Origin of the sequence: Agrobacterium sp. NPDC090283 (assembly GCF_044769685.1) — a bacterium.
Taxonomy (GTDB): Bacteria; Pseudomonadota; Alphaproteobacteria; order Rhizobiales; family Rhizobiaceae; genus Agrobacterium.
Window position 1 is genome coordinate 252,412 of sequence record NZ_JBIVYG010000003.1, and the last position, 26,732, is coordinate 279,143.

Annotated in this window: 20 protein-coding genes; 19 read left to right on the forward strand and 1 reads right to left on the reverse strand. The window is 60.8% G+C overall.

Annotated features, from left to right (window positions below):
• From ACIQUH_RS06705 to ACIQUH_RS06755, 11 genes are all read left to right on the forward strand, one after another.
• Positions 1 to 561 (forward strand): hypothetical protein, encoded by a 561-nt coding sequence (locus tag ACIQUH_RS06705; protein WP_400813302.1) that lies wholly within the window; start codon positions 1 to 3, stop codon positions 559 to 561.
• Positions 561 to 2,303: a peptidoglycan D,D-transpeptidase FtsI family protein gene (locus ACIQUH_RS06710; protein ID WP_400813303.1), complete on the forward strand. Its 1,743-nt coding sequence runs from the start codon at positions 561 to 563 to the stop codon at positions 2,301 to 2,303. The genes ACIQUH_RS06705 and ACIQUH_RS06710 overlap by 1 nt, the downstream gene beginning before the upstream one ends.
• Positions 2,304 to 2,360: 57 nt before the next feature.
• Positions 2,361 to 3,830 carry a UDP-N-acetylmuramoyl-L-alanyl-D-glutamate--2,6-diaminopimelate ligase gene (locus ACIQUH_RS06715; protein ID WP_400813304.1) on the forward strand — a complete coding sequence of 490 codons (1,470 nt, stop codon included), beginning with the start codon at positions 2,361 to 2,363 and terminating at the stop codon, positions 3,828 to 3,830.
• Entirely contained in the window at positions 3,827 to 5,260 is a 1,434-nt protein-coding gene (locus ACIQUH_RS06720; RefSeq protein ID WP_400813305.1) for a UDP-N-acetylmuramoylalanyl-D-glutamyl-2,6-diaminopimelate--D-alanyl-D-alanine ligase, read from the forward strand. The genes ACIQUH_RS06715 and ACIQUH_RS06720 overlap by 4 nt, the downstream gene beginning before the upstream one ends.
• Before the next feature lie 23 nt (positions 5,261 to 5,283).
• Positions 5,284 to 6,384, forward strand: coding sequence for a phospho-N-acetylmuramoyl-pentapeptide-transferase (gene mraY, locus ACIQUH_RS06725; protein ID WP_003522196.1), 1,101 nt, complete (start codon positions 5,284 to 5,286; stop codon positions 6,382 to 6,384).
• Positions 6,385 to 6,387: 3 nt separating this feature from the next.
• On the forward strand, positions 6,388 to 7,797 hold the full coding sequence (murD, locus tag ACIQUH_RS06730) for a UDP-N-acetylmuramoyl-L-alanine--D-glutamate ligase (protein ID WP_400813306.1): 1,410 nt from the start codon (positions 6,388 to 6,390) through the stop codon (positions 7,795 to 7,797).
• A gap of 5 nt (positions 7,798 to 7,802) precedes the next feature.
• Positions 7,803 to 8,957 (forward strand): putative lipid II flippase FtsW, encoded by a 1,155-nt coding sequence (ftsW, locus tag ACIQUH_RS06735; protein ID WP_004430748.1) that lies wholly within the window; start codon positions 7,803 to 7,805, stop codon positions 8,955 to 8,957.
• A 6-nt stretch (positions 8,958 to 8,963) separates the two neighbouring features.
• A complete protein-coding gene (gene murG / locus ACIQUH_RS06740; RefSeq protein WP_400813307.1) occupies positions 8,964 to 10,100 on the forward strand; it encodes an undecaprenyldiphospho-muramoylpentapeptide beta-N-acetylglucosaminyltransferase in 1,137 nt (378 codons plus the stop codon).
• Positions 10,097 to 11,512 carry a UDP-N-acetylmuramate--L-alanine ligase gene (gene murC, locus ACIQUH_RS06745; protein WP_400813308.1) on the forward strand — a complete coding sequence of 472 codons (1,416 nt, stop codon included), beginning with the start codon at positions 10,097 to 10,099 and terminating at the stop codon, positions 11,510 to 11,512. Before murG ends, murC begins: the two co-directional genes overlap by 4 nt.
• Positions 11,509 to 12,474: a UDP-N-acetylmuramate dehydrogenase gene (gene murB, locus ACIQUH_RS06750; RefSeq protein WP_400813309.1), complete on the forward strand. Its 966-nt coding sequence runs from the start codon at positions 11,509 to 11,511 to the stop codon at positions 12,472 to 12,474. Before murC ends, murB begins: the two co-directional genes overlap by 4 nt.
• A gap of 203 nt (positions 12,475 to 12,677) precedes the next feature.
• A complete protein-coding gene (locus tag ACIQUH_RS06755) occupies positions 12,678 to 13,487 on the forward strand; it encodes a GGDEF domain-containing protein (RefSeq protein ID WP_400813310.1) in 810 nt (269 codons plus the stop codon).
• A gap of 71 nt (positions 13,488 to 13,558) precedes the next feature.
• Here ACIQUH_RS06755 and ACIQUH_RS06760 read toward each other — a convergent pair whose 3' ends face one another.
• The gene (locus ACIQUH_RS06760) at positions 13,559 to 14,863 is read right to left on the reverse strand and encodes an MFS transporter (protein WP_400813311.1); all 1,305 of its coding nucleotides are present in this window, start codon (positions 14,861 to 14,863) and stop codon (positions 13,559 to 13,561) included.
• A gap of 543 nt (positions 14,864 to 15,406) precedes the next feature.
• Here ACIQUH_RS06760 and ACIQUH_RS06765 point away from each other — a divergent pair.
• The 8 genes from ACIQUH_RS06765 (at position 15,407) to ligA (ending at position 26,732) form a co-directional block, all read left to right on the forward strand.
• Entirely contained in the window at positions 15,407 to 16,333 is a 927-nt protein-coding gene (locus ACIQUH_RS06765) for a D-alanine--D-alanine ligase (RefSeq protein WP_400813312.1), read from the forward strand.
• A complete protein-coding gene (locus ACIQUH_RS06770) occupies positions 16,321 to 17,253 on the forward strand; it encodes a cell division protein FtsQ/DivIB (protein WP_400813313.1) in 933 nt (310 codons plus the stop codon). The genes ACIQUH_RS06765 and ACIQUH_RS06770 overlap by 13 nt, the downstream gene beginning before the upstream one ends.
• Positions 17,250 to 18,581, forward strand: a complete 1,332-nt coding sequence (gene ftsA, locus ACIQUH_RS06775) for a cell division protein FtsA (protein WP_004442783.1) — start codon at positions 17,250 to 17,252, stop codon at positions 18,579 to 18,581. Before ACIQUH_RS06770 ends, ftsA begins: the two co-directional genes overlap by 4 nt.
• A gap of 92 nt (positions 18,582 to 18,673) precedes the next feature.
• On the forward strand, positions 18,674 to 20,428 hold the full coding sequence (gene ftsZ / locus ACIQUH_RS06780; protein WP_400813315.1) for a cell division protein FtsZ: 1,755 nt from the start codon (positions 18,674 to 18,676) through the stop codon (positions 20,426 to 20,428).
• A gap of 265 nt (positions 20,429 to 20,693) precedes the next feature.
• Positions 20,694 to 21,653 carry a UDP-3-O-acyl-N-acetylglucosamine deacetylase gene (gene lpxC / locus ACIQUH_RS06785; protein WP_400813316.1) on the forward strand — a complete coding sequence of 320 codons (960 nt, stop codon included), beginning with the start codon at positions 20,694 to 20,696 and terminating at the stop codon, positions 21,651 to 21,653.
• Positions 21,654 to 21,886: 233 nt separating this feature from the next.
• Positions 21,887 to 22,753 (forward strand): outer membrane protein assembly factor BamD, encoded by an 867-nt coding sequence (locus ACIQUH_RS06790; RefSeq protein WP_400813317.1) that lies wholly within the window; start codon positions 21,887 to 21,889, stop codon positions 22,751 to 22,753.
• 15 nt (positions 22,754 to 22,768) lie between these two features.
• Entirely contained in the window at positions 22,769 to 24,442 is a 1,674-nt protein-coding gene (gene recN / locus ACIQUH_RS06795; RefSeq protein ID WP_400813318.1) for a DNA repair protein RecN, read from the forward strand.
• Positions 24,443 to 24,557: 115 nt separating this feature from the next.
• Positions 24,558 to 26,732 (forward strand): NAD-dependent DNA ligase LigA, encoded by a 2,175-nt coding sequence (gene ligA, locus ACIQUH_RS06800; RefSeq protein ID WP_400813319.1) that lies wholly within the window; start codon positions 24,558 to 24,560, stop codon positions 26,730 to 26,732.

Genomic DNA, 26,732 nt, shown 5'->3' on the forward strand with positions numbered 1-26,732 from the left:
ATGCTGCGCACTTTCGATGTCATCTTGATGGGTGTGATGGTCGCGGCCGCGGTCGTCACCTATTCGATCAAGCACAAGGCCGACCTCAAACTTGAGGAAGTCCGCAAGCTGGAAGCCGAGATCAAGCTTGAAAAGGATACGATCGATCTTCTGCGGGCCGACTGGGCGCTGCTGACGCAGCCGAACCGTCTGCACCGTCTGGTCAATGCCTATCAGACGGAACTTGGCCTTTCGCCGACGCTGCCGACGCAACTGGCGCAGCCGCGCGAGCTTCCCATGCTGCGTTCGCAATTGCCGCAGCCGCCCGAACCTGAGGGCATGAGCGTCGAGGACGTGATTGCCGCCGCCGTCAACGGTTCCAAGCCGGGTGCCACGCTCGGTGGTGCCTCGAAGCCGAAATCGCCGCCTGCAGGCCAGATCGCCGTGAACGGCGTTCCGGTGCCCACGCCCCGCGCACGCGTTTCACGTCCGGCGCCGGCACCTGTACCGGTCGCTTCCGCCACCGCTGGCGATGAAACCGGCGAGATGGATGAAACCATAACAGGATCGGTGAACCGCTGATGTCTTTTCTCTCCCGCGTCATGGTTCTGAAGAGCAAGGCTCACTTTTCCGCCAGCACCACCGGTGTCTATACGGATCATGCGGCTTTTGAGGGCGCCCGCAAGAAGCGCGCCGCCCAGGCGAAAAGCCGCGTCGGCCTTCTCATTTTCGGTTTCGTCGCCTTTTACGCCGTCGTCGGCGGCCGTCTCGTGCAATATGGTATGGCGGAGCAGGAAACGGTGTCGAGCATCGCGCCCGCAGACCGGCTGATGGCGTCGCGACCCGATCTCCTCGACCGTAACGGCGAGGTGCTGGCCACCGATATCAGAACCGTCTCGCTGTTTGCCGAACCGCATCGCATCGTCGATATCGACGAGGCCATCGAGAAGCTGCGCACCGTGCTGCCTGACCTCGATCAGCGCAGTACCTATCAGAAGCTTTCCTCCAATTCGCGTTTCCAGTGGCTGCGCCGCCAGCTGACGCCGAAGCAGCAGAGCCAGATCCTGGCGCTCGGCATTCCCGGCGTCGGGTTCCGCCCGGAAAAGCGCCGCTTTTATCCCGGCGGGCCGACCGCCGCCCATGTCGTCGGTCACGTCAACATCGACAATCGTGGCGTTGCCGGCATGGAACGTTACGTCGATAGCCAGGGCCTTGCCGATTTGACGGCGCTCGGCATGACCAGCGACCAGCCGCTGGAGCCGGTAAAGCTTTCCATCGATCTGCGCGTGCAGTCCATCGTCCGTGAAGTCGTGACCGCGGCGATCGCCAAGTTCCAGGCGATCGGTGCGGGCGCCGTGGTTCTGGATGTGCATACCGGTGAAGTTCTCGCCATGGCCTCGGTGCCGGATTACGATCCGAACAACCCGGCCGAAGGCGCCAAGGAAGGCTGGCTCAACCGCATGTCGAACGGCACGTTCGAAATGGGCTCCACCTTCAAGTCCTTCACGATTGCCATGGGTCTCGATTCGGGCCGTGTCCGTCTCGGTGACATGTTCGATGCGCGTTACCCGATCCGCATCGGCGGCTTCACCATCAAGGACTTCCACGGCAAGGGCCGGATGCTTTCGGTGCCGGAAATCTTCCAGTATTCGTCCAACATCGGTACGGCCAAGATCGCCGACACCGTCGGTACCGAAGGCCACAAGGAATTCCTGACCCGGCTTGGCCTCCTGACCCGCATGCAGACCGAACTGCCGGAAGTGGCTTTGCCGTCGCAGCCGCGCGAATGGAAGAAGATCAACTCCATCACCATTTCCTTCGGTCACGGCGTTTCCACGACACCGCTGCAGACGGCGGTCGCCGGTGCGGCACTCGTCAATGGCGGCAAACTGATCGAGCCGACATTCCTGCCGCGTACCCGCGAACAGGCGGATCAGGTGGCGAAGCAGGTTCTGAAACCGGGCGCCAGCAAGGACATGCGTTTCCTGTTCGAATGGAACGGCGTCAACGGTTCGGGCCGCAATGCGCGCGTCGACGGCTTCAACGTCGGCGGCAAGACCGGCACGGCCGACAAGGTCGTCAACGGACGTTACGTGCACGACAAGAACTTCAACGCCTTCCTGTCGGCCTTCCCGATGGACGACCCGCAATATGTGGTGCTGTCCTTCATCGATGAGCCGAAGACGGACAAGGGCAACGGTGCGGCGCTCGCCGGCACGTCCGCAGCGCCGATGGTGCACGACATCATCACCCGCACGGCGGCGGTGCTGGGCGTAAAGCCGAAGTTCGGCAAGGATGGCTCGGCCTTGCTCGTGTCTTATTGATTGTTAGCTTATGATGTTCCGGCGATTCGTGCCGGGGGGACAAGACGGAAACAGTCGATGAATTTGCGAGATATATCCGGAAATGCGTTTCCGGAATTGAATGAATTGCTCCTGTCCAGGATCGGGGCGATCGAAATCGGGGGGATCACCGCAGACAGCCGCAAGGCTCAGCCCGGCAGCCTGTTCGTGGCGGTTGCGGGCACCAGGGCTGATGGTGCGGCCTATGTGAAGGACGCGGTTGCCAAAGGTGCGGTCGCCGTTGTTTCCGGGCACGCGGTGGAAGCCGAAGTACCGGTTCTGGTGGTTGCGGACCCACGCCTTTATCTCTCCCTTGCCGCTTCCCGTTTTTATGGAAAACAGCCTGAAATCATGGTTGCCGTCACCGGCACGGCGGGCAAAACATCCGTTGCTTCCTTCGTGCGGCAAATCTGGGCTTTTGCCGGCCATGCCGCCGCGCAGATCGGCACCACGGGCGTCATCGCTCCCGGTCGCGAGGATTATGGCGCGCTGACGACGCCTGATCCGGTGACGCTGCACGCGCTTCTGGCTGAACTTGCCGCCGAAGGCGTGACGCATGCGGCAATGGAGGCTTCGAGCCACGGCCTCGACCAGCGCCGTCTCGACGGCGTCAGGCTCTCAGCCGCCGGCTTCACCAATCTTGGCCGCGACCACATGGATTACCATCCGACCATCGAGGATTACATGGCCGCGAAGATGCGGCTCTTCGATACGCTGATGGAAAAAGGCGCGCCCGCCGTGATCTTCGCTGACGACCCATGGTCGGACAAGGCCATACAGGCGGCGCGCGAAGCGGGTCTCGATGTGCGCACCGTCGGCCGCAAGGGCCAATATCTGACGCTGAAGCGTGTCGAGCATTTCCGTCACAAGCAGATGATCGAAGTGCATCATGACGGCGTGATCTATGAAGTCGATATCCCGCTGGCGGGTGATTTCCAGGTTGCGAATGCGCTTGTTGCCGCCGGTCTTGCCATCTCCACCGGCGTTCCGACTTCGACAGCATTGAAGGCGCTTGAAAAGCTGATCGGCGCTGCCGGCCGTCTGGAGCTTGTCGGCCAGACGAAGAACGGCGCGCTTGCTTATGTGGATTACGCCCACAAGCCGGATGCGCTGGAAAATGTTCTGACCTCTGTGCGCCCCTTCACCTCGGGCCGCATCATCACCGTGTTCGGTTGTGGCGGCGACCGCGACAAGGGCAAGCGTCCGATCATGGGTGAGGTGGCGACGCGTCTCTCCGACATCGTCATCGTCACCGACGACAATCCGCGTTCGGAAGATGCCGCGACGATCCGTTCAGAAGTCATGGCGGCGGCACCCGGCGCATTGGAAATCGGCGACAGGTCGCAGGCGATCCGCCATGCGGTGTCGATGCTGTCGCATGGCGACACGCTGATCGTTGCCGGCAAGGGGCATGAAGAAGGGCAGATCGTCGGTTCCATGACCCTGCCGTTTTCCGATCATGAACAGGTGCGCGGTGCACTGGCAGGGCTGGAAGGATCGAAGATTTGAGCTGGTTATGGACAGTCGCTGACATGATCGCCATCACGGCAGGACGCCCCGTGGGCAACCTGCCGACCGGTATCACCGGCATTTCCATCGACAGCCGGACAGTCAAACAGGGTGAGGCCTTCTTCGCGATCAAGGGTGATCGGGTGGACGGTCATGATTATACCAGCTTCGCCGTTGCCAACGGCGCCGGTCTTCTGGTCGTTGCCGAAGCCAAGCTGCCGGCGCTCGGTCGCCTGACCGTGCCGATGATCGTCGTCGAAGACGTGCTCGCAGCCCTTGGCAAGCTTGCCATTGCGGCGCGCGAAAGAACGTCTGCGCGCATCATTGCGGTGACCGGCTCTGTCGGCAAGACAACGACAAAGGAAATGCTGCGGCAGGCTCTGGCTCCTTCGGGCCGGGTGCATGCGGCGGTGGCGTCCTTCAACAATCATTGGGGCGTGCCGCTGACGCTCGCGCGCATGCCGGCGGACACGGAATTCGGTGTCTTCGAAATCGGCATGAACCATTCCGGCGAAATCCGGCCGCTGGTGAAGATGGTCCGTCCGCATGTGGCGATCATCACCACCATCGCGTCGGCCCATCTCGGCAATTTCAAGAATATCGAAGAGATCGCCGCCGCCAAGGCGGAGATTTTCGAAGGCTTGGAAGAGGGCGGTTCGGTCATCCTCAACCGCGACAATGCCCAGTTCGAGCAGCTTGAAGAAGCGGCGCAGGAACAGGGTATCGAACATATCCTTACCTTCGGGCAGCACGCCAAGGCCGATTTCCGCCTTGCGGATTTCGAGAGCACGACGACGGGCTCGACGATCTGGGCGATCCTGAACGGCGAAACCAGTGAGCTGCACATCAACATTCCCGGCCGGCACATTGCCGATAACGCCATGGCCGTGCTGGGCACCGTTGCCGTCACCGGCGCCAATCTTGACCGGGCTTTCGAGGCGCTCGGAACGCTTGAGGCGGTGAAGGGGCGCGGCCAGCGCCACCGCCTGACGATTGAAAGCGGATCCTTCCTGCTGATCGATGAAAGCTACAATGCCAATCCGGCCTCCATGCGCGCGGCGATTGCCGTTCTGGCGGAAACGGAAACGCAGGGCCATGGCCGGCGCGTCGCGGTTCTCGGCGACATGCTGGAAATGGGCGAGTTTTCCGCGCAGTTGCACGAGGAACTGGCGGGACCGCTGCTTGCTGCCGGTATCGAACATGTCTGGCTCGCGGGCGAGGCGATGGCGGCGTTGCGCGACGCGCTGCCTGACAGCGTCACCGTCATCTGGTTCCCGACGACGGCGGAACTCACCGATTTTGCCCTGCAATGGGTGCAACCGGGAGACGCGCTGATGGTAAAATCGTCACTTGGGCTTGGTTTCGGCAAGATTGTCGCCGCCCTGCTTGACAAGTATCCGGCATTCCCCGAGACGGAACGCCAAGTCTGAAATAGCCTTTTGAAAGGGCAATTATGCTGATCTGGCTCGTCGAACTGTCGGATAAAATTCAAATCTTCAACCTGTTCCGGTACATCACCTTCCGGGCGGGTGCGGCGATGTTCACCTCTGCGTTGATCGTCTTCCTGTTTGGACCGGCCATCATCAACTCGCTGCGCGTGCGCCAGGGCAAGGGTCAGCCGATCCGTGCCGATGGACCGCAGACGCATTTCAAGAAGGCCGGCACGCCGACCATGGGCGGGCTGATGATCCTTGCCGGTATTCTCGGCGGTTCGCTGCTCTGGGGTGATCTGTCGAATGTCTATGTCGTCGCCGTCCTGATGGTGACGCTCGGTTTCGGCGCCATCGGTTTCTACGACGATTATCTGAAAGTCACGAAACAGAGCGACAAGGGTTTTTCCGGCAAGGCCCGTCTCGGCATCGAATTCCTGATCGCGGCGATTGCCGTGTTTTTCATGATGAAGATGGCGCTTGCCTCCGCGCCGCATGGTGGCACGCTCGGCAGCTCCATCGCCTTTCCCTTCTTCAAGGAATTCGTGATCAATCTTGGCTACTTCTTCGTGCTGTTCGGCGCTTTCGTCATCGTCGGGGCTGGCAATGCGGTGAACCTGACGGATGGTCTCGATGGTCTCGCCATCGTGCCTGTCATGATCGCAGCCGCCACCTTCGGCGTGATCGCCTATCTCGCCGGCAACGCGGTTTTCGCCAATTACCTGCAGATCAATTTCGTGCCCGGCACGGGTGAGCTTGCCGTCATTGTCGGCGCGGTTATCGGCGCGGGTCTCGGCTTCCTGTGGTTCAACGCGCCGCCCGCCGCCATCTTCATGGGCGATACGGGTTCGCTGGCGCTCGGCGGCCTCATCGGCTCCATCGCCGTTGCCACCAAGCACGAGATCGTCATGGTCATCGTCGGCGGCCTGTTCGTCATGGAGACGCTGTCGGTCATCATCCAGGTGTTCTGGTTCAAGCGCACCGGCCGGCGCGTCTTCCTGATGGCGCCGATCCATCACCATTTCGAGAAAAAGGGCTGGACGGAAAGCCAGGTGGTCATCCGTTTCTGGATCATCTCCGTGGGTCTCGCGCTGCTTGGCCTCGCCACCCTGAAGCTGAGGTGAGCGATGATCCCGGTCACGTCGTTTAGAGGTAAGAAGGTCGCTCTCTTCGGGCTCGGCGGTTCCGGTCTCGTCACCGCCCGGGCGCTTGTCGCCGGTGGCGCTGACGTTGTGGCTTTCGATGACAATCCCGACAGCGTTGCCAAGGCCGCGGCCGAGGGCATTACGACTGCGGACCTTCACACGATTGACTGGTCTTCGTTTTCCTCCTTCGTGCTGGCGCCCGGCGTGCCCCTGACTCATCCGAAGCCGCATTGGTCGGTGGACCTTGCGAAGGCGGCGGGCGTCGAAGTGATCGGCGATATCGAGCTTTTCATCCGCGAGCGCCGGGCACATGCACCGGATTGCCCTTTCATCGCGATTACCGGCACCAACGGCAAGTCGACGACAACGGCGCTGATCGCCCATATTCTCAACGCTTCGGGCCGCGATACGCAGCTCGGTGGCAATATCGGCACGGCGGTGCTGAGCCTCGATCCGCCGAAGGCGCAACGTTTCTACGTGGTGGAATGCTCGTCCTACCAGATCGATCTGGCTCCGACGATCAATCCGACGGCCGGTATCCTGCTCAATCTGACGCCTGATCATCTCGACCGGCATGGCACTATGCAGCATTATGCCGACGTCAAGGAACGGCTGGTGGCGGGTAGCGGCACGGCGATTGTCGGTGTGGATGACAGTCACTCGACGCTGATTGCCGATCGTATCGAGCGCGCCGGCGTCAAGGTGGAGCGCATCTCCAAGCGCAATGTCGTTTCCGAAGGTCTCTATGCCGAGGGCAGCCGGATTCTCAGGGCGCATGGCGGCACGTCTTCGCTGCTGGTCGATCTCGACGGTATCCAGACCCTGCGCGGCAGCCACAATGCACAGAACGCTGCGGCAGCGATTGCAGCCTGCCTCGCCGTCGGCGTATCGGAAGATGAGGTTCGTGCCGGTCTCAAGTCCTTCCCCGGCCTCAAGCATCGCATGCAGCCGGTGGGTCGCCGTGGCAATGTCACCTTTGTCAATGACAGCAAGGCCACCAATGCGGATGCGGCAGCGCCGGCGCTTTCGAGTTTCGACCGTATCTACTGGATCGCCGGCGGTCTGCCGAAGGCCGGCGGCATCAGCAGCCTTTCGCCGCTCTTCCCGCGCATCGCCAAGGCCTATCTGATCGGCGAGGCGGCGGCCGAATTTGCGGCGACGCTCGGCGAGGCGGTGCCTTACGAAATATCCGGCACACTGGACAAGGCCGTGCAACACGCGGCGGCGGATGCGGAAAAAGACGCGACGGCCGGCAATATCGTGATGTTATCCCCGGCTTGCGCAAGCTTCGATCAATATAAGAACTTTGAAGTCAGAGGTGATTCGTTCGTCGCGCAGGTCGCGGCGCTCGATGGCATGACGATGCTCGTTCACTCTGGAAAAGGGGGCTGAAGGCCATGGTAAGCCGAGTTGATCGCGGTCCGGTCGCGGAGTGGTTCTGGACCATCGACCGTTTCTTTCTGGCGGCGTTCATCGCACTGATGGGCATCGGCCTGATGCTGTCCTTTGCCGCTTCGCCCGCCGTTGCCGAGCGTATCGGCCTCAACAGCTTCTTTTTCGTCGAGCGTCAGGCGATGTTCATGGTGCCGTCGCTGGCGATCATGGTCGGCCTGTCCTTCCTGTCGCCGCGCCAGGTGCGCCGCGTCGCGGTCATCATGCTCATCGCTTCGCTGCTGATGATGATCTTCGCGCTGTTTTTCGGCATCGAGGTCAAGGGCGCGCGGCGCTGGATTTCCATCGGCACCTTTTCGATCCAGCCCTCGGAATTCATGAAACCGGCCTTCGTGATCGTCTGCGCATGGCTGTTTGCCGAACGGGCGCGTCATCCTGAAATTCCCGGTAATCTCTTCGCCATCATCACCTTCGGCATCGTGGCCGCACTCCTGATCGCCCAGCCGGATTTCGGCCAGACGATTCTGACATCGGTGGTCTGGGGCGGCATGTTCTTCATGGCCGGCGTTCCGTGGTTCTGGATCATCATGCTCGGCGGCCTCGGCGTCGGCGGCATTGTGACCGCCTATCTCATGTTGCCGCACGTCGCGGGCCGTATCGACCGGTTCTGGACGGGCGAGGGCGATACGTTTCAGGTGGACACGGCGCGCGAGGCGATCATTCGCGGCGACTGGTTCGGTCGCGGACCGGGTGAGGGCATCGTCAAGCGCATCATTCCCGATAGCCATACCGACTTCATCTTCTCGGTGGCGGCGGAAGAATTCGGCATTGTTTTCTGCATGTTCCTGGTGGCCATCTTCGCCTTCATCGTACTGCGCGGCCTGTCGCACGCCTTCAAGGAAAAAGACGATTTCTGCCGTTTCGCCGTGGCCGGTCTGGTCCTTCAAATCGGCATGCAGTCGATGATCAATATCGGCGTTAATCTGGAGCTTATGCCCGCCAAGGGTATGACGCTGCCACTGATTTCCTATGGTGGTTCGTCGATGATGGCGATCTGCGTGACCGCTGGCTTCCTTCTGGCGCTGACGCGCCACAGACCCGAAAAGCGGGCGCAGGAGCGGAGTTTCTTCCGCGTCGGTTCCGGCGTTCCCGCGGAGTAAACGATTATGAGCAAGGGTATTGTCCTTCTTGCCGCCGGGGGAACCGGCGGCCATGTCTTTCCAGCCGAGGCGTTGGCGCATACGCTGAAAGCGCGTGGGTTTTCGGTGCATCTCGTCACCGACAGCCGCGCTGAACGTTATGCCGGCAAGTTTCCGGCGGATGAAATCCATGTGGTGCCTTCCGCCACCATCGGCTCGAAGAACCCGATTTCGGTGGCGCGATCGCTCTGGAAGCTGTGGGTGGGCCTGCGCGCCGCGCGTCGGCTGGTCGCCAAACTGAAGCCGGTCGCAGTCGTCGGTTTTGGCGGGTATCCCACCGTGCCGCCGCTTCTGGCATCGACCGGGCTTGGCGTTCCCTCCATCATCCACGAGCAGAATGCGGTGATGGGCCGCGCCAACAAGGCGCTGGCTGCCCGCGTGAAGGCGATTGCCGGCGGTTTCCTGCCGCCTGCCAATGGCCAATATTCCGACAAGACGGTGGCGACGGGCAATCCGGTGCGCCCGGCGGTGCTGGCGGCGTCTGAAATTCCCTATACGCCCTCAAAGACGGGCGAACCCTTCCAGCTCGTGGTTTTCGGCGGCAGCCAGGGCGCGCAGTTCTTTTCCAGCGCCGTTCCGGCAGCGATCTGCCTGCTGAAGGACGAACAGCGCAAGCGCATCGTCGTGACGCAACAGGCGCGTCCCGAAGACAAGGACAATGTGATAACGTCTTACCAGAAGCTCGGCGTGAAGGCTGACGTTTCGCCTTTCTTCGGCGACATGGCCTCGCGCATCGGTGAGGCCGATCTGGTCATCAGCCGCTCGGGCGCCTCGACCGTATCCGAGCTTTCGGTAATCGGCCGGCCGTCGATCCTCGTGCCCTATCCGCATGCGCTGGATCACGATCAGGCGGCGAACGCGGCCGCGCTTTCGGCGGCGGGCGGGGCAAGCGTCATCAAGCAGGCGGAACTGTCGCCGCAGAAGCTGTCCGGCCTGCTGATGTCGGCGCTTTCGGAACCGGATCGGCTTTCGGCAACGGCGGCTGCGGCCAAGGCGACCGGCAAACCGCATGCGGCGGATGTGCTGGCCGATCTGGTGGAGGCGATCGCTTCCGGCCAGTCCGTACAGGAATTCAAGAAGAAGAATGAAGGAGTTGGGGCATGAAGATGCCGAAAGCCATAGGCCTTGTGCATTTCATCGGCATAGGCGGGATCGGCATGAGCGGCATTGCCGAAGTGCTTCACAATCTCGGCCATCGCGTTCAGGGGTCGGATCAGGCCGACAGCGCCAATGTGCAGCGCCTGCGCGACAAGGGCATCGAGGTTTTTGTCGGCCACACGGCGGATAATATCGGTGACGCCGAAGTGGTGGTTGTTTCGACCGCCATCAAGAAGAACAATCCGGAACTCATTGCTGCGCGCGAAAAGCACCTGCCGATCGTTCGCCGTGCCGAAATGCTGGCCGAGCTGATGCGTTTCCGTAACGCCATCGCCATCGGCGGCACCCATGGCAAGACGACGACCACCTCCATGGTCGCAACCCTGCTCGAAGCCGGCAATCTCGATCCGACCGTGATCAATGGCGGCATCATCAATGCCTATGGTACCAATGCCCGCATGGGCGAGGGCGAGTGGATGGTGGTGGAGGCCGACGAATCCGACGGCACCTTCCTGAAACTGCCGGCCGATGTGGCCGTCATCACCAATATCGATCCGGAGCATCTCGACCATTACGGCAATTTCGATGCCGTGCGCGCCGCATTCCGTCAGTTCGTCGAGAACGTGCCTTTCTACGGTTTCGGCGTCATGTGCCTCGATCACCCGGAAGTGCAGGCGCTGGTCGGCCGCATCGAGGACCGCAAGGTCATCACATACGGCGAGAACCCGCAGGCCGACGTTCGTTTTTCGAACGTGCGCATCGATGGCACGCGGTCGATCTTTGACGTTGAAATACGTCGTCGCCGCACCGGCAAGATATTCTCCTTCAAGGACCTCGTCCTGCCGATGCCCGGCCGCCACAATGTGTCGAATGCGACGGCTGCAATCGCCGTCGCCAATCGTCTTGGTATTTCGGAAGCCGACATCAAGAAGGGGCTTGCCTCCTTCGCCGGCGTCAAGCGTCGCTTCACGCTGACGGGCGAAGCCAATGGCGTTCAGGTCTTTGATGACTACGGTCATCATCCGGTCGAGATCAAGGCGGTGCTGGCAGCAGCGCGGGAGGCCTGCAAGGGCCGTATCATCGCCGTGCACCAGCCGCACCGCTATAGCCGCCTTTCCAGCCTGTTCGACGATTTCGCGCATTGTTTTAACGATGCCGACACGATTATCCTTGCTCCGGTCTATGCCGCGGGCGAAGATCCGATCGAAGGCGCAAGCTCGGAAGCGCTGGTTTCAGCCATCAAGGCCGCCGGCCATCGGGACGCCCGTTTTCTCGAGAAACGGGAAGATCTCGCCTCAGTGGTTGCAGGCATTGCGAATCCGGGTGATTTCGTGGTTCTCTTGGGGGCTGGAAATATCACGCAATGGGCAGCAGTACTGCCTTCGGAATTGAAGAGCATATCAGGAAAGTCTGAATGAGACAGGTCGATGGGGTTAAATTGCTGGGGAGGCTCGGCGACGGGGTAAATGAATTGCGGGGACGTCTGACACCGGATGCGCCCATGGACCGCGTGACGTGGTTCAGAGCCGGCGGTCTTGCGGAAGTCATGTTCCAGCCGCACGATACCGACGATCTGATCGCCTTCCTGAAAATTCTGCCGGAAGATGTGCCGTTGACCGTGGTCGGCGTCGGCTCGAACCTTCTGGTGCGCGATGGCGGCATTCCGGGCGTGGTCGTCCGTCTGTCCGCCAAGGGTTTCGGCCAGGTGGAGCTGGCGGGCGAAAACCGCATCAAGGCCGGTGCGATCTGCCCGGACAAGCATATTGCGGCGATGGCCATGGATAATGGCATTGGCGGGTTCCACTTCTTTTACGGCATTCCCGGCTCCATCGGCGGCGCGCTTCGCATGAATGCCGGCGCCAATGGCGGCGAGACGCGCGATCGCGTTGTGGAAGTCTATGCGGTGGACCGTCAGGGCAACCAGCATGTGCTATCCAATGCGGATATGGGCTACAGCTACCGCCATTCCGGCGCCGATGCGGGCCTGATCTTCACCGGCGCGCTGTTTGAGGGTTATCCGGAAGACAAGGCGAAAATCCGCGCCGATATGGACGCCGTGCGCCACCATCGCGAGACCGTTCAGCCGATCCGCGAGCAGACGGGCGGCTCCACCTTCAAAAATCCCGAAGGTCATTCCGCCTGGGAGCTGATCGATGAGGCGGGCGGGCGCGGTCTCGTCATCGGCGGCGCACAGATGTCGTCGCTGCATTGCAATTTCATGATCAATACCGGCCATGCGACCGGTTACGATCTGGAATATCTGGGCGAGACCATCCGCAAGCGCGTGTTCGAGAAGTCGGGCATCCGGCTGGAATGGGAAATCAAGCGGCTAGGCCTTTTCATGCCGGGCCGTGAAGTGGAACCCTTCCTCGGGGCGTAATCCCCGGCGGATGCTGCGTATTGCAAGAAAATCCTGCTGTTGATCCGGCCGTTGCGTGTATCGTAACGGTCGATCAACAGTTTTTCCCGTAATATCGGGGGAAAATACGAGAGTGAGTGAGACGAGGTCTCGTTCCTTCAATATTAAATTGCTTTTTTATTCGGAAATACCAACGACATTACGTGATTTAGGCACTTTTGAGCATGATCTTGGGTCTTTGGAAAAAACCGATCGAAATGATGAGTTTTTCGGTCGCGACGCTGGAGGGCCGGCGGCGGCTCGACCCTCTGGAATTCTCCATCCGTATCGCGTGCCTCGTCACGGTCATCGTCATCGTGATGTGCACGGGTGGCCTGACGCTTCTTGCACAATTCGGGCTGGTGACCGATCTCATCAACGGTATCATGCTGAGCGTGACGCTTGGTGGGGCTGTGGCGTTTACGGTGACGTTGCTGGTTTGCTGGCTGAATGCCAAGGAAGTGCAAATTCTCATGCAATCCCACGAGCGCTTCCTGCATCTGAGCCATACGGATGCGCTGACTGGCCTCAGTAACCGGCTCGGCCTTTATGCGGCATGCGCCGAACTCGGCAGCGACTATTGCGTCGCCTTTCTCGATATCGATCATTTCAAGTCGGTGAACGACAGATACAGCCATCTCGTTGGTGATCTCGTCATTTCAGGCGTCGCCCGCAGGATAAGAGAGCATTTCGATCCCCCGGCCCATGTCGCCCGTCTGGGCGGCGAGGAATTTGTGGTCGTGCAGGAAACCAGCCCGCTTGCCTTTCTGCAAATGTGCGAAAGGGTGCGCGCGGCGATCGAAACGACGCCGGTAGAGTATCAGGATCTGCGGATCACGGTGACGATTTCGATTGGGGTCGCCTTTCGCGGCGACGCCGAAATCTTCGACAAGGTCATGCACAATGCCGATCTGGCGCTTTATCGGGCAAAGGGCGGGGGGCGCAATCGCGTCTGTATGACCGGCCATGTCGAGCGTCGCCAGGCGGTGGCTTAAGGGCAAAAGCAGACAAGGAAAAGCCCGCGAAACGGAGGTTTCGCGGGCTTTTTGTCGTCGGTGATCTGGGATCAGACTTCGTCCTTGCGGGACAGAAGAATGCAGGCCAGCGTGATGAGGGCCGATACGCAGAGATAATAGCCGACGTAACCCATGCCGTAATTCACCTGCAGCCATGTGGCGATGTAAGGCGCCAGCGATGCGCCGAAGATGCCGGCCATGTTGAAGGTGATGGACGAGCCGGTGTAGCGCACCCGGGTCGGGAAGGGCGCGGCGAGCGCCGTGCCGATCAGGCCGTAGGTCATGCCCATCAGCATCATGGCGAGAGCCGCGAAGACGAAGATCGAACCTTCGCCGCCGGACATCAGGCCGGGCAGCAGGAAGGAGAACAGGCCGATCAGCACCGTCGTCAGGATCAGGATTTCACGACGGCCGAATTTTTCGGCGAGCTTGCCGGCAATCGGGATGAAGATGCCGAAGACGATGGAGCCGAGGATCTGCACTTCCAACGCGTCGAGGAACGGAATTTTCAGGACCTTGACGTTGTAGGACAGAAGATAGGCAGTACCGATATAGAACAGCACGAAGGTGGCGAGCGCCACGAAAGTGCCGAGCACGAGGCTGCGCTTGTGGTTGCGGAAGAGTTCGGCGACCGGCACGGCAACGCGCTCTTCCTTTTCGATCGCCTTCTGGAAGTCGGGCGTTTCGGTGATCGACAGGCGAACCCACATGCCGACCGCGATCAGGATGATCGAAGCGACGAAGGGAATGCGCCAACCCCAGCTCAGAAGCGCTTCCTGCGACATGAAGTGCAGCAGGATCCAGAAGACGCCGGAGGAGAGGAACAGGCCGACCGGTGCGCCGAGCTGCGGGAACATTCCGTACCAGCTGCGCTTGCCTGGCGGGGCATTTTCCGTGGCGAGCAGGACGGCGCCGCCCCATTCGCCGCCAAGGCCGAAGCCCTGACCGAAGCGGCAAAGCGCGAGCAACAGCGGGGCGAGGACGCCGGCGGTCTCATAGGAAGGCAGGAGGCCGATCACGACCGTCGAGACGCCCATCGTGAGCAGGGCAGCGACAAGGGTGGTCTTGCGGCCGACGCGGTCACCATAGTGGCCGAAGACCACAGCGCCCAGCGGGCGGGCGAAAAAGGCGATGGAGAAGGTGGCGAAGGACGCCAGAAGCGCCGTCATCGGGTCATTGTTCGGGAAGAACAAGGCTGGGAACACGAGCACTGCGGCCGTGGCGTAAACGTAAAAGTCGAAAAACTCGATGGTCGTGCCGACCAGGCTGGCAGTGAGAACTCGTGCAGGCGAATTTGTCTTTACAGCGTTCGAAGTGTCAGCGGTCGGCGATACCGGAGATATCGCGTCGGTCATGGTATTGGTTCCATTTTGGATGATTGCAATGTCATGCCTTGGGAGGCGATGACTGCGTTAACGCAATTTTTGTTCTTATGGAATGCTAAAAAAGAAATAATGCAAATAATGTGATTGTTGAACATGACCGGACTTGCGGGGGCCCGCCGGTCGCAGTCCCGCGATTGAGAGACTGATTCAGGCCCCGGATTTAAAATGCTGAAACGCCAGATAATTTTGTCTGGGGAATAAGCCCGTCCGTTAACGTTTCGACCTTGCCTTCATCGCGAAGCGGCGAACCCGCCAGGGCGGTTTTATTTCCGATCATTGAAAACCTGCATGTTGCAATCCGCGCAACTCTCTGATTCCAAGGAGGGAATCCGGATCGATGCTGATTCTTTAACGGAACTCGGCATGTTGGGCGCGGCGGTTAACGAAAGTAAACGATTCATTAACCTTAATGGCGTTTAACTGATCTCAAGGATCATGTGCCAGAATCACCCTCCGCTTAATTCGGTCGGTTCGGGCGTGGTTCGTAACGGAGAGTTGGTGTCAGAGGGTTTCATGAGCGGCAAGCACGTAGCTGTTCTTTTGGGTGGGTTTTCGTCGGAGCGGCCGGTCAGCCTGTCGTCGGGCAATGCCTGCGCGCTCGCGCTTGAGGGCGAGGGCTACAAGGTCACCCGTGTCGATGTGGGGCGCGATGTCGCTGCCGTACTCGATGAGTTGCGCCCGGATGTCGCCTTCAATGCACTGCACGGCCCCTTCGGTGAGGATGGCACCATTCAGGGCATTCTCGAATATCTCGCCATTCCCTATACCCATTCCGGCGTGCTGGCTTCCGCCCTTGCCATGGACAAGGCGCAGGCCAAGAAGGTTGCTGCTGCCGCCGGCATCCCGGTTGCTGCCGAGCGCGTCATGAACCGCTTCGATTTCACCAGCGAACATCCGCTTGCGCCACCTTATGTGGTGAAGCCGGTGCGCGAGGGATCGAGCTTCGGTGTCGTGATCGTCAAGGAAGACCAGTCGCATCCGCCGCAGATTCTCACCTCGTCGGAATGGCGTTATGGGGATCAGGTCATGGTCGAGCGCTACATTCATGGGCGCGAACTGACCTGTGGCGTGCTTGACGGCCAGGCGCTGGGCGTCACCGAAGTGGTGCCGCTTGGTCACAATTTCTATGATTACGATGCGAAATACGCGGCCGGTGGCTCGAAACATGTCATTCCCGCAGAAATTTCACCGAAAATTTACCAAAAGATTCAAACATTGGCGGTTATGGCGCATCAGGCGATCGGGTGCCGTGGCGTAAGCCGTTCAGACTTTCGTTACGACGACCGTTTCTCAGAAGATGGCGAAGTTATCTGGCTTGAAGTGAATACGCAGCCGGGCATGACGCCGACCTCCCTGGTGCCGGAAATGGCGGCCCATGCTGGCCGCTCCTTTGGTAACCTTGTCAGCTGGATGGTGGAGGACGCTTCGTGTTTGCGGTGACCGGCAAAAAGTCGACGGCAAAAAAGCGCGAACAATTCGCGGCGGCAGCCAGCGCCGACGACCGCATGGTATTGCCGCGTCCGCTGCGTCGCTTCGTGCGTTTCGGTGTCAGCCTTGCGACCGGACGCATTCATATTCCTGCCCATACCGGCACGATTTCTGCCATCGCCTTTTACGCGGTGACCGGGCTTTACGGCATGTCGCTCGGCGGCCACACCAATATCGTCACCCAGACCACGACATCGGCCGCGGGCTTTGCGGTCGAGGACGTTAAGGTTTCCGGCAATCTGCAGACTTCGGAAATCGATGTCTTCCAGCTTCTCGGCCTCGATGGCAGCACCTCGCTGATCGCGCTCGATATCGATGCGGCGCGCCGCAAGCTGGTCCAGCTTCCCTGGGTGGAAGATGTCGATATTCGCAAGGTCTATCCCAAGACCGTGGAAGTCCGGCTGAAGGAGCGTCAGGCCTTCGGCATCTGGCAGCATGGAACGGAACTGTCGCTGATCGAAAAAAGCGGCAGCGTGATCGCGCCGCTGCGGGACAATAAATTCGCCGCCCTGCCGCTGTTCGTCGGCCGCGACGCGGAAACGGGTGCCGCCGGTTTCGTCGAGCAGCTGGCCGACTGGCCGGAAATCCGCAACCGTGTCCGCGCTTATGTCCGCATTGCCGGCCGCCGCTGGGATCTGCATCTCGATAACGGCATCGTCGTCAAGCTGCCGGAAGAAAACCTGCCGCAGGCGCTGCAATTGCTGGCGCGGCTTGATCTCGAGGAAAAGGTTCTGTCGCGCGATGTCGCCGCCGTCGATCTCCGACTGGCCGACCGTACCACGATCCAGCTGACCGAAGGCGCCACGGCCCGTCGCCAGACCGCCGTCGATGCGCGCACCAAGGCTCTCAAGAAGGCGGAGAAGAACACATGAGCTTTTTCGGTTCTTCCCATTTCGGTCTGCCGCGCCTGAAGCCGCTTTCCTCCAAGCGCAGCCACATCGTCTCTGTGCTGGACATCGGCTCGACCAAGGTCGTGTGCATGATCGGCCGGCTGACGCCGCGTCAGGAAAGCGAAATTCTGCCCGGCCGCACCCACAAGGTCGAAATTATCGGCATCGGCCACCAGCGCTCGCGCGGCGTGAAGTCAGGCGTGATCGCCGATCTCGACGCGCTGGAAGGCGTCATCCGTCTTTCGGTCGATGCGGCCGAGCGCATGGCGGGTCTCACCGTCGACAGCCTGATCGTCAATGTTTCCGCTGGACGGCTGGCAAGCGACATCTACACCGCGAGCATCGATCTCGGCGGCCAGGAAGTGGAAGCAAGCGATCTGCGCAAGGTTCTGGTGGCTGCAAGCCAGCAGTCCATGCGTCAGGACCGGGCGATCCTGCATTCGCTGCCGACGGGTTATTCGCTGGATGGCGAGCGCGGCATTCGCGATCCGCTCTCCATGTATGGCGATCTTCTCGGCGTCGACATGCATGTGGTGACCGTGGAGCGCACGGCGCTGAAGAACCTCGAGCTTTGCGTCAACCGCGCGCATCTGTCCGTCGAAGGCATGGTGGCGACGCCTTACGCCAGCGGCCTTGCGGCGCTGGTGGATGACGAAGTCGAACTCGGCTGCGCGGCCATCGACATGGGCGGTGGCACCACGACGATCTCGGTTTTCGCCGAAGGCCGGCTCATTCACACCGACGCGATCGGCCTTGGCGGCCATCACGTTACGACAGATCTTGCACGTGGCCTCTCGACACGAATCGAAGATGCGGAGAGACTGAAGGTGGTGCATGGTTCGGCTTTGCTGAATGGCGCGGATGAGCGCGACATGATTTCGATCCCGCCGATTGGCGAAGATGATCGCGATCAACCATCGCAGGTTTCAAGAGCCCTTGTAACCCGCATCGTGCGGGCGCGTATCGAAGAGACGCTGGAATTGATCCGTGATCGTATCCAGAAGTCCGGCTTCAGCCCCATTGTCGGCAAGCGCGTGGTCCTCACCGGCGGCGCAAGCCAGCTGACGGGGCTGCCGGAAACGGCACGGCGCATTCTCGCCCGCAACGTTCGTATCGGCCGCCCGATGGGCGTGGCCGGTCTTCCGGTAGCGGCGAAGGGACCGGCATTTTCAACCGCCTGCGGACTGATGATCTATCCGCAGGTGGCAGATATCGAAATTCATGCGGCGCAAGGCGGAATGTTCTCGCCGTTTGGTAACGGTAGCGGCCGGATAGCCCGGGTGGGGCAATGGCTGAAAGAGAGTTTTTGAGTGGCTTCGTGGCGTAAGCCGGAGGTTTCAGAGTTGAGTTTTCAAGAATCGGCCAGCGGGGCGATGCGGCCAGAGAAAGAAGGAATGGTAAAATGACGATACAGCTGCAAAAGCCTGATATCACCGAGCTGAAGCCACGCATTACCGTTTTCGGTGTGGGTGGCGGTGGCGGTAACGCTGTCAACAACATGATCACGGCCGGCCTCCAGGGCGTCGACTTCGTTGTCGCCAACACGGATGCGCAGGCTCTGACCATGACGAAGGCGGATCGGGTCATCCAGCTCGGCGTCAACGTCACGGAGGGTCTCGGCGCCGGTTCCCAGCCGGAAGTCGGCCGCGCCGCCGCTGAAGAATGCATCGATGAGATCATCGATCACCTGAACGGCACCCACATGTGCTTCGTCACCGCCGGCATGGGCGGCGGCACCGGCACCGGTGCTGCCCCGGTCGTTGCACAGGCTGCCCGCAACAAGGGTATCCTGACGGTCGGCGTCGTCACCAAGCCTTTCCACTTCGAAGGCGGTCGCCGCATGCGTCTTGCCGAACAGGGCATCGAGGAACTGCAGAAGTCCGTCGATACGCTGATCGTCATTCCGAACCAGAACCTCTTCCGCATTGCCAACGACAAGACGACCTTCGCCGACGCCTTCGCCATGGCCGACCAGGTTCTCTACTCCGGCGTTGCCTGCATCACCGATCTGATGGTGAAGGAAGGTCTCATCAACCTCGACTTCGCCGACGTCCGTTCGGTCATGCGCGAAATGGGCCGCGCGATGATGGGTACGGGCGAGGCTTCCGGTCCGGGCCGCGCAATGCAGGCTGCGGAAGCGGCAATCGCCAACCCGCTGCTCGACGAAACCTCGATGAAGGGTGCGCAGGGCCTGCTGATCTCCATCACCGGCGGTCGCGACCTTACCCTGTTCGAAGTCGACGAAGCGGCTACCCGCATTCGCGAAGAAGTCGATCCGGATGCCAACATCATCCTCGGCGCGACCTTCGACGAAGCGCTTGAAGGTCTCATCCGCGTCTCCGTCGTTGCAACCGGCATCGATCGCGTTGCAGGCGTTGGCGAGCAGAACATCGCCGATATGCGCGCCGCAGCTGCCGTTGCCAAGCCGCTTATCCGTCCTTCCGCGGCCGTTGCTTCCGCTCCGGCCGCAGTACAGCCTGCAGCAGTCTCGCAGGCACCGAAGGCCGTAGACCCGATCGCCCAGACCATCCGTTCGGCGGAAGCTGAAATGGAACGTGAACTCGGTTTTGCCGCGCACCAGCAGCCCGCCCAGGACTTCCGTCCGCAGAGCAAGCTGTTCGCATCGTCTCCGGCTGAAGCACCGGCCCTTCGTCCGGCCCAGCCGGTTCAGCAGGCCGCTCCGGCTCCGGTTGCTCCGGCACCGGTCTATCATGCTCCGGAACAGGTCGCCGCTCCGGCACCGCGCATGCAGCAGCCGCAGGCTCCGGTCTATCAGGAACCCGCACCGGTTGCCCGCCAGCCCGAGCCGGTTCGCATGCCGAAGGTCGAAGACTTCCCGCCGGTCGTCAAAGCCGAGCTGGACCATCGCACCCACGCTGCTCCTGCTGCCCAGGAAGAGCGTGGCCCGATGGGTCTTCTGAAGCGCATCACCAACTCGCTTGGCCGCCGCGAAGAAGAAGAAGTTCCCTCCGACATGATGGATGCGCCGAGCATGGCTCCGCAGCAGCGCCGCGCACCGCTTTCGCCGGAAGCCAGCCTCTACGCGCCGCGTCGTGGCCAGCTTGACGACCACGGTCGTGCAACGCCTGCATCGTCCAGCCATCACGACGACGACCAGCTGGAAATCCCGGCCTTCCTGCGCCGCCAGTCCAACTAAGAGCGATTCCATCCGCCTCTTCAAACGCCCGGGTTTCACGATCCGGGCGTTTTGTTTATTTTACGTTATTAACACTAAATTAATTCGCCTTTTCAAAGGTTTACGCGTGTAACAATCCGAAACGAACAGTGATTTGTCGTGGCACCTACATGTGCGTATGTATGAGGCTGGGTAAGGGAAAATACGGACTTGGCCGGTTGCCAAAACCGGCTTGAAAACTTGAACGGCGCCAGGCGGCGCGGTTTGCAAAACAAGGCATATACGCATGACTATCGGACTGCTCGGATTTCAGACAACTATCGCCCATGCTGTTCAGCTTAAAGGCATTGGCGTGCATTCCGGCAATCCGGTTTCGATGACGTTCCAGCCCGCAGAAGCCGGAACGGGCATCGTCTTCCATCGCCTTCATGACAATGGCAGCGTTACCGAGTTGAAGGCGGTTTCGGCCAATGTCGGCAATACCGACCTGTGCACCGTGCTCGGCCGTTCGCTTTCCCAGTCGGTGGCGACGATCGAGCATGTCATGGCTGCCATCTACGCCATGGGCCTCGACAACCTCGTCGTTGAAGTCGACGGTCCGGAAGCGCCGATCATGGACGGCAGCTCCGCGCCCTTCATCGAAGCGATCGAGTCGGTCGGCATCAAGAACCTCGGCGTGAAGCGTCGTTATATTCGCGTCATCAAGCCGGTGCGTATCGATTCGGGTGCCTCTTGGGCGGAGTTCCGCCCCTATGACGGCACGCGCTTCGAGGTCGATATCGATTTTGATACGCCGCTGATCGGCAGGCAGTCCTGGAAGGGTGACCTGACCGCGGAGAGCTTCAAGAGCGAGCTGTCGCGCGCCCGCACCTTCGGCTTCATGCGTGACGTGGAGCGTCTGTGGGCTGCCGGTTATGCACTCGGTTCCTCGCTTGAGAATTCGGTCGTCATCTCCGACGACAACAGCGTCATCAACATGGAAGGCCTGCGTTACGCCAAGGACGAGTTCGTCCGTCACAAGACGCTGGACGCCGTGGGCGATCTGGCGCTTGCCGGCGCGCAGTTCATCGGCTGCTACCGCTCCTATCGCGGCGGTCACAAGGTCAATGCGAATGCGCTGAAGGCGCTTTTGAGCGACCGCACCGCCTATGAGATCGTCGAAGCGCCGGCCGCCCGCCACCAGATGGTGCGCGCCCGCGAATTCGTTGCGGTCAACATGCCGGAATTCGCACCCTGGTCTGCGTGAGTTTGTTCGCAGGCTATCAATTGACAGAAAAAGCCGCTCCCTTTGGGGCGGCTTTTTTGTGATGCGAACAAGAAGTTGCGTTATATCGTCTGATATTCATGCGATTGCACGGGTCGATGCCATAAAAATGCGTTAATGCGTCATCATTGCGTTGCCCTGCGGATGCTTTTATGGCTAGAACGCCAGTGCAAAGCCGATGCTTATGTATTTGCGCGGGAAGTGGGAACTGTCGAATGAAGCATGTAGGGTCTGGTGCGATGAAGGGTACGATGCGGGGGATCGCCGTTTCGTTGTTGTTGGTCGGCGCGAGTGTCGCCGTCACGGCCTGCCAGTCCGATCCGGATATCGACATTACCAAGCTCGGCGTCGAGACCGATCCGCCTGACGTTCTGTACAAGCAGGGGCTTGCCAACATGAACGCCGGCAACATGACGGAAGCTTCGCGCAAGTTCGAGGCGATCGACAAGCAATATCCCTTCACCGAATGGGGCCAGAAGGCGCTTGTCATGCAGACCTTCATCGCCACGCGCACAAACAAGAACGATGTGGCCATTGCGACCGGCAGCCGGTTCCTGCGGCAATATCCGCGCTCCAAGGATGCGGCCTACGTTCAGTACATGATAGGCCTTGCCTATTCGAAGCAGATTTCCGACGTGACACAGGATCAGCGCGCAGCGCAGCGCACCGTCGAGGCGATGAACAAGGTCGTCAACGACTATCCCGATTCGGAATATGTCGCCGACGCGCAGGCCAAGATTCGTTTCGCCCGCGACCAGCTCGCCGGCCGCGAGATGCAGGTCGGTCGTTATTACCTTGAGCGCAAGGAATATCTCGCCGCCGTTTCGCGTTTCCGCATCGTCGTCGAGCAATACCAGAACACCAACCAGATCGAGGAAGCGCTGGCGCGTCTGACGGAAGCCTATTATGCGATGGGCCTGGTGGACGAGGCGCAGACCGCTGCCGCCGTTCTCGGCAACAACTATCCTGACAGCCAATGGTATTCGGATTCCTACAAGCTGCTGAAGGGCAGTGGGCTGGAACCGCGGGAAAACAAGGGGTCCTGGATTTCGCGCGCCGGCAAGAAGCTTATCGGCGCCTGAGACGGGGCATAGGCCATGCTGGTCCAGCTCTCGATTCGCGATATCGTCCTGATTGAAAGGCTCGACCTCGGTTTCGAGGCGGGCCTTTCCGTGTTGACGGGTGAAACGGGCGCCGGCAAATCCATTCTTCTCGACAGCCTTTCGCTGGCGCTTGGTGGCCGCGGCGATGGCGGCCTTGTGCGGCATGGCGAGGACAAGGGGCAGGTGACCGCCACGTTCGAAGTCCCGAACAGTCACCCGACACGGCTTCTTCTGCGCGAAAACGGTCTCGATGACGATGGCGACCTGATTTTCCGCCGGGTGCAATCCTCGGACGGGCGCACCAAGGCCTATATCAACGATCAGGCCATCAGCGTGCAGATGATGCGCCAGCTCGGGCAATTGCTGGTCGAAATCCATGGCCAGCATGATGATCGCGCGCTTGTCGACACCGATGCCCACCGCACGCTGCTGGATGCCTTTGCCGGGCTGAGCGATGAAGCCCGTACCGTTCAGGGCCTTTACCGCACCTGGAAGGATGCCGAGCGTGCGCTCAAGACGCATCGCGCCAAGGTGGAGGCCGCCGCCCGTGAGGCGGATTACCTGCGTTCTTCCGTCGAGGAGCTGGAGACACTCTCGCCACGGGATGGTGAAGAGGAAGAACTGGCCGAGCGCCGGGCGGTGATGCAGAAATCCGAACGCATTGCCGGCGATATCGCCGAGGCCAGCGAATTCCTGAACGGCAATGCCTCGCCCGTGCCTGTCATCGCTTCGATGATGCGGCGTCTGGAGCGCAAGAGCCACGAAGCGCCCGGGCTGCTGGAAGACACCGTGCAATTGCTGGATGCCGCGCTCGACAGCCTCTCCAACGCGCAGATGGAAGTGGAGGCGGCGCTGCGTCGCACCGAATTCGATCCGCGTGAGCTGGAGCGGGTGGAGGAGCGGCTGTTTGCGCTGCGCGCCGCCGGTCGCAAATATAATGTCGCCGTGCCTGACCTGCCGGCTCTTGCCGAAAAAATGGTGGCCGATCTCGCCGATCTCGATGCCGGTGAAGAAAAGCTCGGCAAGCTGGAAGCAAATCTCGGCGTCGTGAAGGCCGATTTCGACCGGGCCGCCCAGTCGCTTTCCGATAAACGCCGCCATGCGGCGGATGCGCTTTCCAATGCTGTCATGGCAGAATTACCGGCGCTCAAGCTGGAACGGGCGCGGTTTACCGTCGAGGTGACCTCCGATCCCGAGCAGGCGACGGCCGATGGTATCGACACGGTGGAATTCCACGTCCAGACCAATCCGGGCACGCGCCCCGGCCCGATCATGAAAGTGGCTTCGGGTGGCGAATTGTCCCGCTTCCTGCTGGCGCTGAAAGTGGCGCTGGCGGATCGCGGTTCGGCACCGACCCTGGTGTTCGATGAAATCGATACGGGTGTCGGCGGCGCGGTGGCGGATGCCATCGGCCAGCGGCTGCGGCGCCTGTCGAAGACCGTGCAGGTTCTCTCCGTTACCCATGCGCCGCAGGTGGCGGCGCGGGCGGCGACCCATCTTCTCATTTCCAAGGGTCCATCCGGCGACGGCAGCGAGCGCATCGCCACCCGCGTCGCGACGATGGAGCCGAAACACCGCACCGAAGAAATCGCCCGCATGCTCGCCGGCGCATCGGTGACGGACGAGGCGAGGGCTGCGGCGGCGCGGCTGCTGGCCGCCAAGGACTGACGGCTGCCGACTGCGCTGCGCGGACGGATTGGGCTTGTGAGTCCAACGGCAAAACCTGTTTTTATTGTGTTTTATTTCGGCTAAAAGCGTTCGGTAATTTCGAAAAGAGGCCGTCATGTCGAAAGACCAGAAATCCGTCGAAAACCTCACCGAGCTTGAAGCCTCTTCCGAGCTTGCGTTTCTGGCGGCTGAGCTTGCGCGCCATGACGCGCTTTACCACGGCAACGACGCGCCGGAGATTTCAGATGCGGAATATGACGCGCTGAAGCGGCGTAACGATGCCATCGAGGCGGCTTTCCCGGCGTTGGTGCGGGCCGACAGCCCGTCGAAAAAAGTCGGTTTCACGCCGCTTCCGACCTTCGCACCCATCGTGCATGCGCGGCCGATGCTGTCGCTCGACAATACGTTTTCGCAAGAGGATCTGCGGGATTTCGCCGCTTCGGTTTATCGTTTCCTCGGGCATCTGCCCGACGATTCCATCGCCTTTACCGCCGAGCCGAAGATCGACGGACTTTCCATGTCCATCCGCTATGAGAATCGCAGGCTGAAGACAGCGGCGACGCGCGGCGATGGCACAACGGGCGAAAATGTCACCGCCAATATCATGACCATCAAGGAAATTCCGAATAGCCTGCCTGCCGATGCGCCCGATGTGGTGGAGGTGCGCGGCGAGGTCTATATGGCCAAGAGCGACTTCATGGCGCTCAACGCCCAGATGGAGGCGGAAGGCAAGCAGACCTATGTGAATCCGCGCAACACGGCGTCCGGTTCGCTGCGTCAGCTCGACGCCAATGTGACGGCGAAACGCAAGCTGCGGTTCTTTGCCTATGCCCTGGGTGAGGTTTCGAATGGCGGTCAGCCGGCACGGATTGCCGATACGCAATATGGCATTGTCGAGAAGTTCCGGGAGTGGGGATTTCCGGTCAACCCGCTGATGAAGCGATTCACCTCCGCCCAACAATTGCTTGAGCATTATAATGAAATCGGCATCGCGCGGCCCGATCTCGATTACGATATCGATGGCGTGGTCTATAAGGTCGACCGGCTCGATCTGCAGGAAAGGCTGGGCTTCCGTTCGCGCAGCCCGCGTTGGGCGACCGCGCATAAATTTCCGGCCGAACAGGCTTTCACCACGGTCGAGAATATCGAAATCCAGGTGGGACGCACCGGCGCGCTGACGCCGGTGGCACGTCTTACCCCGATCACCGTCGGTGGTGTCGTGGTCACCAATGCGACACTGCATAATGCCGATTATATCGAAGGCATCGGCAATAGCGGTGAGCGCATTCGCCCTGAGGATCATGACATTCGCATCGGTGACACGGTCATCGTGCAGCGTGCCGGCGATGTCATTCCGCAGGTGCTGGACGTGCTGTTGGAGAAACGCCCGGCCGAGGCGGTGAAATATGCGTTCCCGGAGAAATGTCCGGTCTGCGGCAGCCATGCGGTGCGGGAGCGCAATGAAAAGACCGGCAAGCTCGATTCGGTCACGCGCTGCACGGGCGGTTTCGTCTGCCGGGCGCAGGCGGTGGAGCATCTCAAACATTTCGTCTCGCGCAATGCCTTCGATATCGAAGGGCTCGGCACCAAACAGATCGATTTCTTCTTCGAAAGCGACGATCCGGCACTCTCCATCAAGACCGCGCCTGACATTTTCACGCTGAAGGCGCGGCAGGAAGCATCCCATCTGACCAAGCTCGAAAATATCGATGGTTTCGGCAAGGTCAGCGTCAGGAAGCTGTTCGATGCTATCGATGCCCGCCGCGAGATCGATCTTCATCGCCTGATTTTCGCGCTCGGCATCCGCCATGTGGGCGAGACGACGGCGAAGCTTCTGGCGCGCTCCTATGGCACCTACGACCATTTCGAAGAGAGCATGAAGGCGGCGGCGGATCTGGCAAGCGACGCCTGGGCCGAACTCAACAGTATCGACGGCATTGGCGAGGTCGTGGCCCGCGCCATCATCGAGTTCTACAAGGAACCGCGCAATCTCGATGTCATCGACCGGCTGATACGCGAATTGCAGCCGAAGGAGGCTGAAAAGCCTTCGACCGAAGGCAGCCCGGTGGCCGGCAAGACCGTGGTTTTCACCGGCTCGCTGGAAAAATTCACTCGTGACGAGGCGAAGGCTCGCGCCGAAAGCCTTGGCGCGAAAGTGGCCGGTTCCGTCTCGAAAAAGACCGATATTCTCGTCGCAGGACCGGGAGCGGGCTCCAAGCTTGCCAAGGCGACGGAACTGGGCGTTCAAACCATGGACGAGGATGAGTGGCTGGCGCTGATCGGCGGCTGA

Bases quoted from the DNA above. Each gene is read 5' to 3' on its own strand.
- ACIQUH_RS06705 (WP_400813302.1), top strand. From the start codon at position 1: ATGCTGCGCACTTTCGATGTCATCTTGATGGGTGTGATGGTCGCGGCC.
- ACIQUH_RS06710 (WP_400813303.1), top strand. From the start codon at position 561: ATGTCTTTTCTCTCCCGCGTCATGGTTCTGAAGAGCAAGGCTCACTTT.
- ACIQUH_RS06715 (WP_400813304.1), top strand. From the start codon at position 2,361: ATGAATTTGCGAGATATATCCGGAAATGCGTTTCCGGAATTGAATGAA.
- mraY (WP_003522196.1), top strand. From the start codon at position 5,284: ATGCTGATCTGGCTCGTCGAACTGTCGGATAAAATTCAAATCTTCAAC.
- murD (WP_400813306.1), top strand. From the start codon at position 6,388: ATGATCCCGGTCACGTCGTTTAGAGGTAAGAAGGTCGCTCTCTTCGGG.
- ftsW (WP_004430748.1), top strand. From the start codon at position 7,803: ATGGTAAGCCGAGTTGATCGCGGTCCGGTCGCGGAGTGGTTCTGGACC.
- murG (WP_400813307.1), top strand. From the start codon at position 8,964: ATGAGCAAGGGTATTGTCCTTCTTGCCGCCGGGGGAACCGGCGGCCAT.
- murC (WP_400813308.1), top strand. From the start codon at position 10,097: ATGAAGATGCCGAAAGCCATAGGCCTTGTGCATTTCATCGGCATAGGC.
- murB (WP_400813309.1), top strand. From the start codon at position 11,509: ATGAGACAGGTCGATGGGGTTAAATTGCTGGGGAGGCTCGGCGACGGG.
- ACIQUH_RS06755 (WP_400813310.1), top strand. From the start codon at position 12,678: ATGATCTTGGGTCTTTGGAAAAAACCGATCGAAATGATGAGTTTTTCG.
- ACIQUH_RS06760 (WP_400813311.1), bottom strand. From the start codon at position 14,863: ATGACCGACGCGATATCTCCGGTATCGCCGACCGCTGACACTTCGAAC.
- ACIQUH_RS06765 (WP_400813312.1), top strand. From the start codon at position 15,407: ATGAGCGGCAAGCACGTAGCTGTTCTTTTGGGTGGGTTTTCGTCGGAG.
- ftsA (WP_004442783.1), top strand. From the start codon at position 17,250: ATGAGCTTTTTCGGTTCTTCCCATTTCGGTCTGCCGCGCCTGAAGCCG.
- ftsZ (WP_400813315.1), top strand. From the start codon at position 18,674: ATGACGATACAGCTGCAAAAGCCTGATATCACCGAGCTGAAGCCACGC.
- lpxC (WP_400813316.1), top strand. From the start codon at position 20,694: ATGACTATCGGACTGCTCGGATTTCAGACAACTATCGCCCATGCTGTT.
- ACIQUH_RS06790 (WP_400813317.1), top strand. From the start codon at position 21,887: ATGAAGCATGTAGGGTCTGGTGCGATGAAGGGTACGATGCGGGGGATC.
- recN (WP_400813318.1), top strand. From the start codon at position 22,769: ATGCTGGTCCAGCTCTCGATTCGCGATATCGTCCTGATTGAAAGGCTC.
- ligA (WP_400813319.1), top strand. From the start codon at position 24,558: ATGTCGAAAGACCAGAAATCCGTCGAAAACCTCACCGAGCTTGAAGCC.